Genomic DNA, 15,651 nt, shown 5'->3' on the forward strand with positions numbered 1-15,651 from the left:
GGGGCGGCCACGCACACCGTAGCCGCCCCCTCCGTCCGCCCCGCCGCCGGCCGGCGGCCCGCTCAGTCGACCTCCGCCACCGCCTGGGCGAACTGTGCCGAGTACAGCCGGGCGTACGCGCCCCGGGCGGCCAGCAGCTCCCGGTGCGAGCCCTGCTCCACGATCGCGCCGTCCTCCATCACCAGGATCACGTCCGCGTCCCGGATCGTGGAGAGCCGGTGCGCGATGACGAAGCTGGTCCGGCCGTGCGCCAGGCGGGCCATCGCCTTCTGGATCAGCACCTCGGTACGGGTGTCCACCGAGCTGGTGGCCTCGTCCAGGATCAGGATCAGCGGGTCCGACAGGAACGCCCGGGCGATGGTGATCAGCTGCTTCTCGCCCGCGCTGACCCCGGAGCCCTCGTCGTCTATCACCGTGTCGTAGCCGTCGGGCAGGGTGCGGATGAACCGGTCGGCGTGCGCGGCCTTCGCGGCCTCCTCGATCTCGGCCCGGCCCACCTCGCGCTCGGCGGGGGCCCCGTAGGCGATGTTCTCCGCGATGGTGCCGCCGAAGAGCCAGGTGTCCTGGAGGACCATGCCGATCCGGGCCCGCAGCTCCTCCCGGCGCATCGAGGCGATGTCGGTGCCGTCCAGCAGGATGCGGCCGCCGGTCACCTCGTAGAACCGCATCAGCAGGTTGACCAGCGTGGTCTTGCCCGCGCCGGTCGGGCCGACGATCGCCACCGTCTGCCCGGGCGCCACCGCCAGCGACAGCTCCTCGATCAGCGGCCGCTCCGGGTCGTAGCGGAACGCCACCTTCTCCAGCTCCACCCGGCCGCCGGCCGGGCGCCGGGGCTCGGCCCGGCCCGTCCCGGACCCGTCCGGCTCCTGCTCCTCCGCGTCCAACAGCTCGAAGACCCGCTCCGCCGACGCCACCCCCGACTGCACCAGGTTCGCCATCGACGCCACCTGGGTCAGCGGCATCGAGAACTGCCGCGAATACTGGATGAACGCCTGGACGTCGCCGATCGACAGCGCGCCGGTGGCCACCCGCAGTCCGCCGACCACCGCCACCAGCACGTAGTTCAGGTTCGAGATGAACATCATCAGCGGATGCATGATCCCGCTGCTGAACTGGGCGCGGAACGAGGCCTGGTACAGCTCCTCGTTCTGCTCGCGGAAGTCCTCCGCGGCCTCGCCCTGCCGGCCGAAGACCTTCACCAGCGCGTGCCCGGTGTACATCTCCTCGACATGCGCGTTCAGCCGGCCGGTGGCCCGCCACTGCTGGACGAAGTGCGGCTGGGAGCGCTTGCCGACCCGGGTCGCCACCACCACCGACAGCGGCACCGTCACCAGCGCCACCAGGGCCAGCAGCGGCGAGACGTAGAACATCATCACCAGCACGCCCAGGATGGTCAGCAGCGAGTTGACCAGCTGGCCCATGGTCTGCTGCATGGTCTGGCCGATGTTGTCGATGTCGTTGGTCGCCCGGCTGAGCACCTCACCGCGCCTGGCCCGGTCGAAGTACGCCAGCGGCAGCCGCTCCAGCTTGTGCTGCACCGCCTCCCGCATCCGGAACACCGTCCGGTTGATCACCCGGATCGACAGCCGCGAGGACACCAGCATCAGCAGCCCGGCCACCCCGTACACCGCCAGCGCCACCAGCAGCGTCCGGCCGACCGCGCCGAAGTCGATGCCCTGCCCGGGGGTGAAGGCCACCCCGGACAGCAGATCGGCCAGCCCGCCGTCCCCGTCCACCCGCAGCCGGGCCACCACCTGCTCTTTGCTGACGCCCTCCGGCGTCTGCCGCCCCACCACCCCGGCGAACACCAGGTCGGTGGCCCGGCCCAGGATCAACGGGCCGACCACCGACAGCGCCACGCCCAGCGCGCCCGCCAGCAGCATCGGCCACAGCGTCAGCCGCTCCGGGGCGAGCTGCCGCAGCAGCCGCCTGCCCGACACCTTGAAGTCCGTCGAACGCTGGTCGGGCCCGCCGCCCGCCATCATCCGTCCCGCCGGCCCCGCCATCAGGCAGCCTCCGCCTCGGTCAGCTGGGAGAGCACGATCTCCCGGTACGTCTCGTTCTCCGCCATCAGCTCGTGGTGGCGGCCCACGCCGACCACCCGGCCCTCGTCCAGCACCACGATCCGGTCGGCCTCCCGGATGGTGGAGACCCGCTGGGCCACGATCACCACCGTCGCCTCGGCCGTCTCGGCGGCCAGCGCCGCCCGCAGCGCCGCGTCCGTGGTGTAGTCCAGCGCCGAGAAGGAGTCGTCGAAGAGGTAGATCTCCGGCCGCTGCACCAGGGTCCGGGCGATCGCCAGCCGCTGGCGCTGCCCGCCGGAGAAGTTGGTCCCGCCCTGCGACACGGGGGCGTCGAGCCCGCCCTCCAGCCCGCGTACGAAGTCGGCGGCCTGCGCCACCTCCAGCGCGTGCCACAGCTCCGCGTCGCTCGCGCCGGGCCGGCCGTAGCGCAGGGTGGAGCCCACCGTCCCGGAGAACAGATACGGCCGCTGCGGCACCAGCCCCACGATCCGCGCCAGCACCGCCGGGTCCAGCCGCCGCACGTCCACCCCGTCCACCAGCACCTCGCCGCCGGTCACGTCCGACAGCCGCGGCACCAGCCCCAGCAGCGTGGACTTGCCGCTGCCGGTCGAGCCGATCACCGCCGTCACCTCACCGGGCCGTGCCTCCAGGCCGACCCCGCGCAGCACCGGCTCCTCCGCGCCCGGATAGCGGAAGTCCGCCCCCCGCACCTCCAGGTGCCCCGCCCGCTCCAGCACCGTCACCGGCTCCACCGGCGGCACCACGCTGGACTCCGTGCGCAGCACCTCCTCGATCCGCTCGGCGCACACCTCGGCCCGCGGCACCTGCATGAACATGAAGGTGGCCATCATCACGGACATCACGATCTGCATCAGATACGCCAGGAAAGCGGTCAGCGCGCCGATCTCCATCCCGCCGGAGTCGATGCGGTGCGCCCCGAACCAGACCACCACCACGCTGGAAACGTTCACCACGGTCATCACCACGGGGAACATCAGCGCCATCAGCCGCCCGGTGCCCAGCGACACCTCGGTCAGCTCCTCGTTCGCCCCGCGGAACCGGCCGCGCTCATAGCCGTCCCGGACGAAGGCGCGGATCACCCGGTTGCCGGTGATCTGCTCCCGCAGCACCCGGTTCACCGTGTCCAGCCGCTTCTGCATCAGCCGGAACAGCGGCCGCATCCGGCGCACGATCGCGTACACCGACAGCCCCAGCACCGGCACCACCGCCAGCAGCACCGCCGACAGCGGCACATCCTGCCCGAGCGCCAGCACGATCCCGCCCACGCACATGATCGGCGCCGACACCATCACGGTGAACGCCATCAGCACCAGCATCTGGATCTGCTGGACGTCATTGGTCGTCCGGGTGATCAGCGACGGCGCCCCGAACGCCGCCACCTCCCGCGAAGAGAAGGACTGCACCCGCTCGAACACGGCCGCCCGCACATCCCGCCCGAGCGCCGCCGCCGTCCGCGCGCTGAGCCGCACCGCGCCGATGCTGCACACCACCTGCGCCACCGACACCGCGACCATCACCGCCCCGAAGCGCAGGACGTAGCCGGTGTCCCCGCGCACCACCCCGTGGTCGATGATGTCGGCGTTCAGGGTCGGCAGATAGAGGGTGGCGCAGGTCTGCAGGAACTGCAGCGCCACCAGCAACGCCATCGGCCGCCGGTAGGGCCCCAGGTGGTTGCGGAGTAGTTGTCTGAGCACGGGTCAACTATCGCCCGGACCGGCCGCCGACCACGAGTCGGTTTCCTCGGACTTTGCCGTACACGGCCGTACGGGGCCGGGGGTTCCCCGTGCACCGGGGGGGCGCCCGCGTATCCGCCCCCGCCCCCTTACGCGAACGCGCCCGGATGCAGCTGCTCACGGGTGGCCGTGTACTGCTGGCGCACCGCCTGGCCCATGGCCAGCTCCTCGCCCGCCTCGAAGACCTGCGCGGAGGCCCCCTGCCAGGCCGGCGGGGCCTGCGGGGACAGGGTGCCCTGGGAGACGCCCAGCGCCCAGGCCGCCTGCCGCGCCGCACCCAGTGCCGCGTAATCGGCCGGCTGGGGGACGACCACCTGCGCGCCGAACACCGCGGGCGCCACCGCCTGCACCGCGGGCAGCTCCGCCGCCGCGCCCAGCAGGAACACCCGCCGCACCTGGACGCCCCGGCCGCGCAGCACGTCCAGCGCGTCCGCCAGCGAGCACAGCATCCCCTCGAACGCCGCCCGCGCCAGGTGCTCCGGCTTCATCGACTCGCGCCGCAGCCCGCTGAGGGTGCCCGCGGTGTGCGGCAGGTTCGGGGTGCGCTCACCCTCCAGATACGGCAGCAGCACCAGCCCCGAGGCGCCCGGCGTCGACTTCAGCGCCAGCGCCGACAGCTCCTGGAGCCCCTCCACCCCGAGCATCTCCGCCGTACCGCGCAGCGCCCGCACCGCGTTCGACGTCGAGACCACCGGCAGATGCATCCCGGTGGCGTCCGCGAACGAGGTGATCATCCCGCTGGGGTCGGCCAGCGCCTCGTGGTGCACCGCCATCACCGAGCCGGAGGCCCCCAGCGACACCACCGCGTCCCCGAGCGCCAGCCCGAGCCCGAACGCCGCCGCCATGGTCTCCCCGGTCCCGGCCGAGATCAGCAGGCCCTCCGGGGTCATCCCGGCCGCCTCGGCCGGGCCCAGCACCTCCGGCAGCGCCGCCTGGTGCCCCAGCGCCAGCTCCACCAGGTCGGGCCGGTACGCACCCGAGCCCGCCGACCAGTACCCCGTACCCGAGGCCGCGCCCCGGTCCGTGGTGCGCCGGGCGGGCCGCCCCAGCAGCTGCCAGACCAGCCAGTCGTGCGGCTGGAGCACCGTCGCCACCCGGGCCGCCGCCTCCGGCTCGCTGCGCGCCAGCCATCGCAGCTTGGCCACCGGCTGCGCCGCCTGCGGTACGCAGCCCACCGCCTCCGCCCACGCCTGACGGCCGCCGAACCCCTCGACGAGGTCGGCGGCCGCCACCTGCGCCCGCTTGTCGTTGCCCACCAGCGCGGGACGCACCAGCGCCCCTTGCCGGTCCAGCGGCACCAGCCCGTGCTGCTGGGCGGAGACGCCGATGGCCTGCACGCCCTCCAGCAGCCCGCCCGAGGCGGCCTCGCCCAGCGACAGCAGCCACGCCTGCGGATCCACCTCGGCGGCCTTCGGCTCCACCGGATGCGGTGCGTACCCCTGCCGCAGCACGGCGCCCGTGTCGGTGTCGCAGACGACGATGCGCGTGAATCCCGACGAACTGTCCAACCCGGCGACTATCCCCATGGGAATAGATTCTGCCGCACGGGCCACTGCTGCGGACGGGTCGGGCAAGCCGGATCCGCTTGTCAGGTGTTGGTCGTCCCCCACTCGTCCTCACCGGTGCGCGAGCGCTCCTTGAGCGAGCGCACCCGCTCGGCGACGGACTCCGGCATCCGGTCGCCGACCTTGTCGCTCACCTGGTGCAGCGCCTTGCCGGCCACCTCCCGCCCGGTCTGCGCGGCGGACTCCGCCGCGTTGCGCACCGCGGGGTTCTGCGAGAGCTGCCGCGCCTGCTTGCGCAACTGCTCGTACCTCTCCCGCCCTGCCCTGGTTCCGAGGACGTACCCCAGAGCCACTCCCACCACGAACGTGAGCTTGTAACGCATGGCTGCCACCCTTCCGTCGGCGTCGGTGCTGACCGCCTACCCGTCAGGAGCAGGGATCACCCCGGGTACCGATTGGCGGAGCACCCCCCTGCTTGCGCTAATGTATGTGTCGCAGCGAGCGCCCGCCCCCCGGGAGCACCCCGGCGGGTACGTTCGGTGCAACGCAGCAATCCCCTGTAGCTCAATTGGCAGAGCAGCCGGCTGTTAACCGGCAGGTTACTGGTTCGAGTCCAGTCGGGGGAGCGCGATCCCCTGTAGCTCAATTGGCAGAGCATTCGGCTGTTAACCGGAGGGTTGCTGGTTCGAGTCCAGCCGGGGGAGCTCCATCGCGAAGAGGGTCCTCCGGGGCCCTCTTCGCCGTTTCCCGCCCCTGTCCCGTCCCGCCTTCCCGAGCCCGTTTCCCCCAGGTGGGAACCGTCCGGACCGCTGCGGAGTCCTCATGGTCAGGCATGGCCGACCAGCCGGAGCAGGAGATCGTATGACCGGCTATGCTGCGGCAGACGACGCGCACACATGTACGCGACGCGCCGTGAGGGGCGGTAGCTCAGCCGGTTAGAGCAGCGGACTCATAATCCGTCGGCCGTGGGTTCGAGTCCCACCCGCCCCACCGTAAGAAACGTTCCGAGCAGTGAAAAGGCCCCGGCCGGGCGATTTCCCGTGTGGCGGGACGCCCTCGGTCCAGGCGCAGATGAGTGTGGGTTCGGCCCAGTCGGCGTGGTCGTAGTCGGGGCCGTCGACGGTGGTGGTGGCGCGCAGCTCCAGGGATTTCACCCCCTGGGTCGCCGCGGTCAGGGTGACGGCCGACTGCCCGCCGGTCCTGGCGTCGGTGTACGCGAGGAGGCGTCCGTCGCCGTAGACGCCGAACTGCGCGCTGCCGCGGCCGGCGCCGACCTCGTCGTCGATGCCGACCTTGGCGGTGAAGCGGGTGCAGGAGCCGCCCAGCCAGACGTTGACGGAGGAGTCGGCGTTGGTGCCCAGGCCCTTGGCGCAGGTGGTGCCGCCGATGGAGAGGGTGCGTCCGTCGCCGCCGGCCTGCTCACCGTTGGAGCGGTCGCGTTCGATCGGACCCCAGGGGTTGCTCTGGGACAGCCAGTCCATCGAGCCGACCTGGTGGGTGCCCGCCGGCAGGGGGGCCCGAAGGGGGCCGGTGCGCTTGATCCGGTAGGCGACGGCGTCGCGTGCGGGCACCGTCGCGGTGACGGTGCCGCTGGTGGTCGTCCTGCCGCCGCTCCACAGGTCGCTCATCGTGGCGATGTTGTCGCCCGCCATGAGCGGGGAGCCGCCCAGGGCCCACAGTGTGAACTGGGCGCGCGCCTCGTTGGCGGGCATGCCGCCGTTGCCGACCTGGAGCATGTCCCAGTCGTTCCGGCGCTCGGGGGCGCTGCGGAAGACCAGCGGGGCGGCCAGGTCGAGGGTGTTGAGGGTGCCCATGGGGTAGTGGCTGGGCTCGCTTCCCTGCGTCCACCAGGTGGTGCCCGGGTCCTCCCCGATGCGGGTGCTGTGGGCCAGGTCGCCGAAGTCGTACCGGGAGGCGTACTCGGCGTCATGCCGGGAGCCGGGGTTGATGCTGTAGACGATGGGGCGGCCGGTGGCCCGCAGGGCGTCCCGCATCAGGCCGAACTGCCGGCGCTGGTCCTCCGGGCTCCCCCGCGAGTCGCACCAGTCGTACTTGAGGTAGTCCACGCCCCAGGAGGCGAAGGTGTCGGCGTCCTGCTTCTCGTGGCCGAGGCGGCCCGCGTAGTTGGCGCAGGTGGTGGCCATGGGGGCGGCGTAGATCTCGTGCGTGCATGATGTCGACCTCTCGGGAGGAGGGAGGCATATCAGCCGTCAGACTGCGCGGGGTCCGGCGCCGCACGACCCGGAAGCGGAGCGGAACCAGTGCCGGTATCACACGCCCTCGCGCCTTCGAGGGGGTACCGTAGGGCCGGCTTCCAACAGAAGGCAATATTACCGAACAGAAAACACCGTGCTTCTCTGTGAAGGGGTGTCAGCTCCCCGAGGGTGTCCGCCGTCCGGGGCCGTGATGCGGCCGGCGGTGCGGGTAGAGCCGGGGCGGTGGGTGGTGAGCCGCGTCCAGGTTTCCGCCCAGTAGGGATTGGCATCGATAACAAGCTCTGCCATAGTTCCGGCCACCGCGCTGTCAGGGCGGCGTAGGAGAGGCGACTCGGCGGAGAGATAGCGATAACGCGGGAGTCGCCGCAGGTGCCGTGCGATCCCGTGCGGCACCGGGTCATGTGCCGTCGCTCCGCCTTCGGGCCGCGGCGTGCCCCTGGCCGCCTCCGCACCGACGATCACAGGACGGATCACTCATGTCGCGCTTGAAGAACGGCCTTCGCGCCGCGGCCGCCGCCGGGGCGGGGCTCCTGCTGTGGGCCCCCCAGTCCGCCACCGCCGCCGTCGGCGGGGGCAACGTCTCCATCGGCTGGTCGATCCCCAATGCCCCCTCGTCCGGGTTCGGCAACATCACCTTCCCGATGACGGTCAACCCCGCGACCGCGCACAACCACGGGATCTACTTCGCCCAGCAGTTCAGCTTCCAGGGAGGCCGCGGCGGGTACACGGGCCTGCAGCCGCGCCCGAACAAGGATGGCAAGGAGCGCCTGCGCGGGGTCTTCTCCCTCTTCGGTGACGGCGCCTCCCCGCAGCACCCCAACTGTTCGGGCGGTGCCGACGGGGGGTCCGGGGTCAGCTGCGGGGTGGAGTTCGACGCCGTCTACGGGCACAAGTACAACCTGAAGGTCGAGCGCGTCGGCACGGACCTGTGGAAGGGGACGGCGACCGACACGGTCACCGGCGCGGCGACGGTCATCGGGCAGTACAAGGTGCCGGCCGGCAGCGGCGGCCTCAAGGGCTCCCAGGGCGGCTTCGTCGAGTACTACCTCGGTATCGGCAGCTGCTCGACGATGCCGCGCTCCGACGCCGTCTTCGGCGGCCCCACCAGCACTGACGCGGGCGGCCGGACCGGCACCAGCAAGGCCAACTACGAGTACAGCAATTGCGTCGGCCAGGCCAACTACCAAGCCGAGCAGGTCGGCAGCGGCACGCACGTCACCCGGGGCTTCGTCACCGGGACCTCCTCCACGCTGGTGTCGAAGGGGTCCGGGAAGTGCCTGGACCACCTCAACGGCAGCGGGAACGCCGCCGGCCTCTGGACGTGCAACGGCGGCGGCAACCAGCAGTGGACCGCGACGTCGTCCAGCCAGCTCTTCGTCAACGGCAAGTGCCTGGACGCCGCGAACCACGGCACCTCGCCCGGCACCAAGGTCGCCCTCTGGGACTGCAACGGTGGCGCCAACCAGAAGTGGACCTTCGGCACGGACGGCAGCGTCCGCGGCACGGAGTCCGGGCTGTGCCTCGGCGTGAAGGGCGCCTCCACGGCCAACGGCGTGGAGGTCGAACTCCAGACGTGCGGCGGCGGCTCCAGCCAGAAGTGGACGCGCGGCTGAACGAGGCGGCACGGTTCCCGGATCCCAGCCGTGGGAGGGGGCGGCTGGGGTCCGGTCATGTTCAGGGGGTCGTGGACCCGCCGGCCGGGGCGGTACTGGCGCGGATGACGAGTTGGGGTTCGACCGTCTCCGGGAGGGCCACCGCGTCGGGGGCGGTGATGTGGCGCAGCAGGTGCGCGACGGCGAGTTCGCCGGTGCGGGTGAAGGGCTGGGCGACGGTGGTCAGCGGGGGGCTGCAGTAGGCGGCCAGGTCGATGTCGTCCACGCTGACCAGGGATACGTCCTCGGGGACCCGCCGGCCGAGCTCGGCCAGGGCCCGGATCACGCCGAAGGCCATTTCGTCGCTGGCCACGAAGACCGCGGTGGCGTCGGGGATGCGGCCGAGGATGAGGCCGTTGCGGTATCCGGAGGCGGGCGACCAGTCGCCCTCCAGCGGGGGTGGCACGGGCCGGCCGGCCTCCTCCAGTGTCGCGCGCCAGCCGTCGCGGCGGCTGCCGGCCTCCAGCCACTGCTCGGGCCCGGCGATGTGCCAGACGGTCTCGTGGCCCAGGTCGAGCAGGTGCCGGGTGGCCAGCCGGGCGGCGAGCGCCTGGTCGACGGCGACGACCTCCGTGGTGTCCGTGCGGGAGCCGTCGATGGTGATCGTGGGGATCGAGCGGGTCAGCTGCTCGATGCGCGGGCTGGTGTGGACCAGCGGTACGGAGAGGATGACGCCCTCGACGCCCTGGTCGGCCAGCCGGGACAGCGCGGCCTCGATGGCGGAGGTGTCCAGGGAGGTGGTGGTGGCGGTGCTCACCGCGTACCCGGACGCCTGGGCCGCGTGCTCGATGCCGGAGGTGACCGCGGCACGGGAGTAGAAGGTGGTCTGGAGGGTGACCACGCCGATGGTGCGGCTGCGGCCCGAGGACAGCATCCGCGCCGCGTTGTTGCGGCGGTAGCCCAGCTGCTCCACCGCGGCCAGCACCTTGGCGCGGGTGCGCTCCTGGACGTTGGGGTGGCCGGACAGGACCCGCGACACCGTCTGCGCGGACACCCCGGCCGCACGGGCCACGTCCGCCATTCCCGGCGGCCGTGCCTCGGCCTGGGCGCCCCTCTTCCCCATGAGTCCCTGTCCCCGTCGCCGCCGGCCGAATGTCGCAGGTGACTGATGGTAGCGCTCCTCCTCGGCTGCCGAGAAGGAGGGACGGGGCGGGGAAACAGAGCCGTCAGAGGTATTGGCATCGATAACATTCCCTGCCATAGTTCCGGCCATCGACGCGCACCGGCCATCGACTCGGCAGCGCACCATCCCTTCCCGCGGTCCTCTTCGAGGTGTCCTTCTCGGCCCGCCGCGGTGCTCAGGAGGAACCGTGAACCTGACCAATGCGCGCAGAGCGGGCGCCTGCGGCGTACTGGTGCTCGCTCTCGCCGCCGCCGGATGTTCCCAGTCGACGGAGGGGAAGCCGGCCGCGAGCGGCAAGGCATCGATCACATTCTGGGGCTGGGCTCCCGGGTACGCGGATGCCGTGAAGGCCTTCAACGCCTCACACCCGGACAGCCAGGTCACCTACCAGGCGGTGCAGCCGGGCGCCAAGGGCGGCTACCAGAAGATGCTGAACGCGGTGAAGGCGGGCAACGCGCCCTGTCTGGCGCAGGTGGGCTACGAGACGCTGCCCAGCTTCGCCGCCCAGGGCGCCCTGGAGAACGTCGCCGAGCACGCCGCCGCGTCGAAGGGCGACTTCCAGGAGGCGGCCTGGAAGTCGGTCACCCTGGGCGACCAGGTCTTCGGCGCCCCGGTGGACACCGGGCCGATGGCGCTCTTCTACAACAAGAAGGTCTTCGACTCCCTGAAGCTCCAGCCGCCGGCCACCTGGGCCGAGTACCGCACCGCGGCGGAGAGGATCCACGCCTCGGACCCCGACCGGTACATCTCCTCCCCGTATCTGAACTACGACTACGCGGGTCTGGCCTGGCAGACGGACGCCGAGTGGTTCGGTGTCCAGGGCGACTCCTGGAAGGTCAGCATGGCCTCCGCGGAGAACAGGAAGGTCGCCGACTACTGGCAGGGCCTGGTCGACGACAAGCTGATCAGCGGGGCCCCCATGTACGACCAGGCCTGGTACACCGGTCTGGGCAACGGGGACATCGCCACCGTGGTCGGCGCGGTCTGGCAGGCCGGGGTCATCAAGGGCGGTGCGAAGGACGGCGCCGGGCAGTGGGCGGTGGCCCCGATGCCCCAGTGGGACGCCTCCGCCCCCCGGGTGGGCAACGCCGGCGGATCGGCCACCGCCGTACTCAAGGGCTGCGGTGACGCCAAGGCCGCCTGGGAGTTCGCCCACTGGCTCTCCACCGACCGTGCGACGTACGGCGCCCTGGTGGACAAGGCCGCGCTCTACCCGGCCGCCAAGAAGCTGCTCGACCTGCCCCAACTGCGTAAGCCCGACCCGTACTTCGGCGGCCAGAACATCTACCCGGTGTTCGCCGACGCCGCGCCCAAGGTGGGCAGCGAGTGGACCTGGGGGCCGCTGATGACCAAGACGGCCGCCGACCTGGACGACGGACTGGGCAAGGCGTGGGCCGGCAAGTCCACCATCGCCGGCGCCCTGCGCACCGCCCAGGACCAGACCCTGGCGGAGATGAGGAAGCAGGGGCTGCGGACCGCCGAGTAGCCCCCTCGGACGGTGCGCTGCCGGACGCGCGCCCTGACCCCGTCCGGCAGCGCACCCCTCCACCCCCCCGCCACCACGAAGGAATCCGCACGTGTCCCATGCCAGCCCCCGCGCACACCTGCGTGCCCGCCCCCCGGCGGAGCCGCCACCCGCCCGCCCGCCGCGGCCCACCGCACCGGCGAAGGCGCCCCGCCGAAGGGCGCGGACGCCCCTGCTGTTCTGCGCGCCGTTCCTGCTGCTGTTCGCGGGCATGTACCTGGCGCCGATCGTCTACGCGGCGGTCAGCAGCCTGTACGCGGTGCGCCGCTCCGGACTCGGACTCACCGCCCCGACCCGGGTGTTCGACCCGCTGGCCAACTACGCACGGGCCTTCCAGGACAGCGCCTTCACCGGCTCCCTCGGCCGGGTCGCGCTCTTCGGCCTGGTGCAGGTGCCCGTCATGCTCGGCCTGGCCCTCGGGCTGGCCCTGCTCATCGACGCCAAGTCGGCGCGCGGCAAGGGCTTCTTCCGGCTCTCCAGCTTCGTGCCGTACGCCGTCCCGGGGGTGAGCGCGGCGCTGATCTGGTCGTTCATGTACTCGACCCAGTCCAGCCCGGTGAACCGGCTGCTGGGCCCGCTCGGGTTCACCGTCCCGTTCTTCGACGAGGACCTGGTGCTCTGGTCGGTCGCCAACATCGTCACCTGGAGCTGGGCCGGCTACAACATGATCATCATCTACGCGGCCCTGCAGTCCATCCCGGCCGAGGTGCTGGAGGCCGCCCGGATGGACGGGGCCTCGGCGCTGCGGATCGCCTGGAGCGTCAAGATCCCGGCGGTGCGCGGGGCGCTGGTGCTCACCGCCGTCTTCTCGGTCATCGGCTCGGCCCAGCTGTTCAACGAGCCCGCCGTACTGCAACCCGTCTCCGCCGGGGCCATCCCCTCCACGTACACCCCGATCATGTCCGCCCAGAGCGCCGTGGCGGCCGGCAACTACCCGTACGCGGCGGCCCAGTCGGTGGTCCTGGCCCTGCTGGTCGGCGCCGTCTCCTTCACCTTCTTCAAGCTGACCAGCCGGGGAGGGTCCGCATGAGCGCCATCGACACCGCGGGGATCGCGCGGGCCGAGGCGGCCGGCCCCGCCGGGTCCGCGCCGAACGGGCCGCGCCACCGGGCCGGTGGCGGAGGCGAGTCGCGGTCGCAGCGGCCCCCGTCCTCCGCCCGCCGGGAGAACCGCCGCGAGACGACCTTCACCAGCCGGGCCGCCGTCACCGCGCTGCTGGGGCTCTCCGCCTGCTACTTCCTTTTCCCGCTGTGGTGGCTGCTGGTGTCGGCGACCAAGCCGTTCGGCGAGCAGTTCAGCGGCAGCGGCCTGTGGTTCGACGGCTTCGACCTCTTCGGCAACATCGCCCGGCTCGGCGCCCAGGACGGCGGGATCTTCTGGCGCTGGATGCTCAACAGCCTGCTGTACTGCGGCGCCGGGGCGCTGCTGGGTACGGCGTTCTCCGCGCTCGCCGGGTACGCGCTGGCGAAGTTCGACTTCCCCGGCCGGGGCGCCGTCTTCGGGCTGGTGCTGGCCGCGGTGCTGGTGCCCAAGGTGCTGTTCACCCTGCCGCTGTATCTGATGTTCTCCGGCGCCGGGCTCATCGACAACCCGCTGGCGGTGCTGCTGCCCAGCGCGGTGAGCCCGTTCGGGGTCTATCTGGCCCGGGTGTTCGCCGCTCAGTCCATCCCCGACGAGGTGCTGGAGGCCGGCCGGCTGGACGGCGCGGGCGAACTGCGGATCTTCCGCTCCCTCGGGGTGCGGATGATGCTGCCCGCCCTGGTGACCATCTTCCTCTTCCAGTTCGTGGAGATCTGGAACAACTACCTGCTGCCCGCGATGGTCCTCGGCGACGACCGGCTGCAACCCGTCACCGTCGGCCTGGTCGGCTGGAACGCCAGCCATGTCGCGGTGCCGCCGCCGCTGGTCGTCATCGGCTCACTGGTGTCGATCGTGCCGCTGCTGATCGCCTTCCTCGCCCTCCAGCGCTTCTGGCGCGCGGGCATGACCGCCGGAGCCGTCAAATGACCGTCCAGGCCGACCCGTCCACCCCCCTGCGGACCGCGCCCGGCGGTGAGCCGCCCGCGCTCACCCACACCGGCCGCACCCTGCTGCGCCACGGCCGGCCGCACCGGGTGCTCTCCGGCTCGCTGCACTACTTCCGCGTCCACCCCGGGCAGTGGGCCGACCGCCTGGAGCGGCTGGCGGCCCTCGGACTGAACACCGTCGACACCTACGTGCCCTGGAACTTCCACGAACGCGCCCCCGGCCAGGCCCGCTTCGACGGCTGGCGCGACCTGGAGCGGTTCGCCCGGCTGGCCGGTCGGACGGGGCTGGACGTGATCGTCCGCCCCGGCCCGTACATCTGCGCCGAGTGGGACAACGGCGGGCTGCCCGCCTGGCTGACCGGCACCCCCGGGATGCGGCTGCGCACCTCCCACCTGCCCTTCCTGGACGCGGTGGGCCGCTGGTTCGACGCCCTGATCCCCCGTATCGCCTCGCTCCAGACGGCCCGCGGCGGTCCGGTGGTGGCGGTGCAGATCGAGAACGAGTACGGCAGCCACGGCGACGACGCCGGCTATCTGCGCTGGGTACGCGACGCCCTCACCACCCGCGGCATCACCGAACTGCTCTACACCGCCGACGGGCCCACCGAGCTCATGCTCGACGGCGGCACCGTCCCCGGCCACCTGGCGGCCGCCACCTTCGGCTCCCGCCCCGAGCAGGCCGCCGCGCTGCTGCGCGCCCGCCGACCGGAAGAGCCCTTCTTCTGCGCGGAGTTCTGGAACGGCTGGTTCGACCACTGGGGCGAGAAGCACCATGTACGCGGCGCCACCGACGTCGCCCGGACCGTCGGCCGCATCCTGGACGAGGACGGCTCGGTCAGCCTCTACATGGCGCACGGCGGCACCAACTTCGGCCTGTGGGCCGGCGCCAACCACGACGGGGACCGGCTCCAGCCGACCGTCACCAGCTACGACTCCGACGCCCCGGTCGCCGAACACGGCGCCCTCACCGCCAAGTTCCACGCGATCCGGGAACGGCTCCTCGACCCCGCCGCCCCGCCCCGGCCACTGCCCGCCCACCCGGTGCTGCTGCCGCCCCGCACCCTCCCGGTCACCCGCGGCGCGGGCCTCCTGGACGCGCTGCGGACGGCGGCGGAGCCGGTCACCGCCCCGCTGCCGCTCAGCTTCGAGGAGCTGGGCCAGGCCTCCGGGCTGGTGCTCTACACCGCCCACCCGCTGCTGCCCGCCGGGGAGCACCGGCTCACCGTCACCGGGTTGCACGACCGGGCGCAGGTCTTCGTGGACGGCGCCCCCGTCGCCGTACTCGACCGGGAGACCTCCGACTGCCCGGTGTCCGGGGCGGGGGAGCGGGTGCGGCTGGACCTGCTGGTGGAGAACCAGGGCCGGATCAACTACGGGCCGCTGCTCGGCCAGGGCAAGGGCATCCTCGGCGGAGTGCGCGTGGAGCGGCGGCTGGTGCACGGCTGGGAGATGCGGCGGCTCCCGCTCGACGAGTGGACCCCCGAGCAGCTGGAGCGCGCCGCCTGCCCCGCCCCGCCCGGCGGCCCCGCCGGCTTCGCCACCGCCCGCCTCACCGTCGACCGGCCGGCCGACACCTTCCTCGCCCTGCCCGGCTTCGCCAAGGGCTTCTGCTGGGTCAACGGCGAACTGCTGGGCCGCTACTGGGAGATCGGGCCCCAGACCACCCTCTATCTGCCCGGCCCCTTCCTCCGGCCCGGCGAGAACACCCTCACGGTGCTGGAACTGGAACGCCTCGGTGACCACATCGCCCTGCGCGAGCACCCCGCCCTCGGACCCACCGAGGAGTACATCGAGACCTTCGACTGAGCTGTCGGGCGATCCCACG

General features: G+C 72.3%; 10 protein-coding genes, 3 tRNA genes and 1 pseudogene. 8 read left to right on the forward strand and 6 right to left on the reverse strand.

The genetic code is table 11. The features are described from left to right. Positions 1-62: 62 nt before the first annotated feature. The 4 genes from M1O15_RS06075 to M1O15_RS06090 all read right to left on the reverse strand — a co-directional run bounded on the left by M1O15_RS06075 (position 63) and on the right by M1O15_RS06090 (position 5,666). Positions 63-2,006, reverse strand: coding sequence for an ABC transporter ATP-binding protein (locus M1O15_RS06075; RefSeq protein WP_248632189.1), 1,944 nt, complete (start codon positions 2,004-2,006; stop codon positions 63-65). Further along, positions 2,006-3,739: an ABC transporter ATP-binding protein gene (locus M1O15_RS06080; protein WP_248632190.1), complete on the reverse strand. Its 1,734-nt coding sequence runs from the start codon at positions 3,737-3,739 to the stop codon at positions 2,006-2,008. The genes M1O15_RS06075 and M1O15_RS06080 overlap by 1 nt, the downstream gene beginning before the upstream one ends. Before the next feature lie 128 nt (positions 3,740-3,867). Continuing rightward, positions 3,868-5,304, reverse strand: coding sequence for an FGGY family carbohydrate kinase (locus tag M1O15_RS06085; protein ID WP_248632191.1), 1,437 nt, complete (start codon positions 5,302-5,304; stop codon positions 3,868-3,870). Between the two features lie 62 nt (positions 5,305-5,366). Then, entirely contained in the window at positions 5,367-5,666 is a 300-nt protein-coding gene (locus M1O15_RS06090; protein WP_248632192.1) for a YtxH domain-containing protein, read from the reverse strand. Between the two features lie 170 nt (positions 5,667-5,836). On the opposite strand from M1O15_RS06090, the gene M1O15_RS06095 reads away from it, so the two are divergent. From M1O15_RS06095 to M1O15_RS06105, 3 genes are all read left to right on the forward strand, one after another. Further along, positions 5,837-5,909: transfer RNA gene (locus M1O15_RS06095), tRNA-Asn, on the forward strand. 5 nt (positions 5,910-5,914) lie between these two features. Then, positions 5,915-5,987: transfer RNA gene (locus tag M1O15_RS06100), tRNA-Asn, on the forward strand. A gap of 212 nt (positions 5,988-6,199) precedes the next feature. After that, positions 6,200-6,273, forward strand: a tRNA-Ile gene (locus tag M1O15_RS06105). Between the two features lie 95 nt (positions 6,274-6,368). Here M1O15_RS06105 and M1O15_RS31805 read toward each other — a convergent pair. Then, positions 6,369-7,490: pseudogene (locus M1O15_RS31805) on the reverse strand (NPCBM/NEW2 domain-containing protein); the annotation flags it as partial. A gap of 485 nt (positions 7,491-7,975) precedes the next feature. Between M1O15_RS31805 and M1O15_RS06110 the strand changes: the two are divergent. Beyond that, positions 7,976-9,112: an RICIN domain-containing protein gene (locus tag M1O15_RS06110; protein WP_248632193.1), complete on the forward strand. Its 1,137-nt coding sequence runs from the start codon at positions 7,976-7,978 to the stop codon at positions 9,110-9,112. Between the two features lie 61 nt (positions 9,113-9,173). On the opposite strand, the gene M1O15_RS06115 is transcribed toward M1O15_RS06110, so the two are convergent. Continuing rightward, positions 9,174-10,214, reverse strand: a complete 1,041-nt coding sequence (locus M1O15_RS06115; RefSeq protein ID WP_248632194.1) for a LacI family DNA-binding transcriptional regulator — start codon at positions 10,212-10,214, stop codon at positions 9,174-9,176. Positions 10,215-10,461: 247 nt separating this feature from the next. On the opposite strand from M1O15_RS06115, the gene M1O15_RS06120 reads away from it, so the two are divergent. The 4 genes from M1O15_RS06120 to M1O15_RS06135 all read left to right on the forward strand — a co-directional run bounded on the left by M1O15_RS06120 (position 10,462) and on the right by M1O15_RS06135 (position 15,632). Continuing rightward, positions 10,462-11,760 carry an ABC transporter substrate-binding protein gene (locus M1O15_RS06120; RefSeq protein WP_248632195.1) on the forward strand — a complete coding sequence of 433 codons (1,299 nt, stop codon included), beginning with the start codon at positions 10,462-10,464 and terminating at the stop codon, positions 11,758-11,760. A 91-nt stretch (positions 11,761-11,851) separates the two neighbouring features. Next, entirely contained in the window at positions 11,852-12,829 is a 978-nt protein-coding gene (locus M1O15_RS06125) for a carbohydrate ABC transporter permease (RefSeq protein ID WP_308282234.1), read from the forward strand. Then, positions 12,826-13,806: a carbohydrate ABC transporter permease gene (locus M1O15_RS06130; protein WP_248632196.1), complete on the forward strand. Its 981-nt coding sequence runs from the start codon at positions 12,826-12,828 to the stop codon at positions 13,804-13,806. Before M1O15_RS06125 ends, M1O15_RS06130 begins: the two co-directional genes overlap by 4 nt. Then, on the forward strand, positions 13,803-15,632 hold the full coding sequence (locus tag M1O15_RS06135) for a glycoside hydrolase family 35 protein (RefSeq protein ID WP_248632197.1): 1,830 nt from the start codon (positions 13,803-13,805) through the stop codon (positions 15,630-15,632). Before M1O15_RS06130 ends, M1O15_RS06135 begins: the two co-directional genes overlap by 4 nt. Positions 15,633-15,651 lie beyond the last annotated feature (19 nt).

This window comes from Streptomyces lichenis (genome assembly GCF_023218175.1).
GTDB classification, from domain to species: domain Bacteria; phylum Actinomycetota; class Actinomycetes; order Streptomycetales; family Streptomycetaceae; genus Streptomyces; species Streptomyces lichenis.

Bases quoted from the DNA above. Each gene is read 5' to 3' on its own strand.
- M1O15_RS06090 (WP_248632192.1), bottom strand. From the start codon at position 5,666: ATGCGTTACAAGCTCACGTTCGTGGTGGGAGTGGCTCTGGGGTACGTC.
- M1O15_RS06075 (WP_248632189.1), bottom strand. From the start codon at position 2,006: ATGGCGGGGCCGGCGGGACGGATGATGGCGGGCGGCGGGCCCGACCAG.
- M1O15_RS06115 (WP_248632194.1), bottom strand. From the start codon at position 10,214: ATGGGGAAGAGGGGCGCCCAGGCCGAGGCACGGCCGCCGGGAATGGCG.
- M1O15_RS06110 (WP_248632193.1), top strand. From the start codon at position 7,976: ATGTCGCGCTTGAAGAACGGCCTTCGCGCCGCGGCCGCCGCCGGGGCG.
- M1O15_RS06130 (WP_248632196.1), top strand. From the start codon at position 12,826: ATGAGCGCCATCGACACCGCGGGGATCGCGCGGGCCGAGGCGGCCGGC.
- M1O15_RS06085 (WP_248632191.1), bottom strand. From the start codon at position 5,304: ATGGGGATAGTCGCCGGGTTGGACAGTTCGTCGGGATTCACGCGCATC.
- M1O15_RS06135 (WP_248632197.1), top strand. From the start codon at position 13,803: ATGACCGTCCAGGCCGACCCGTCCACCCCCCTGCGGACCGCGCCCGGC.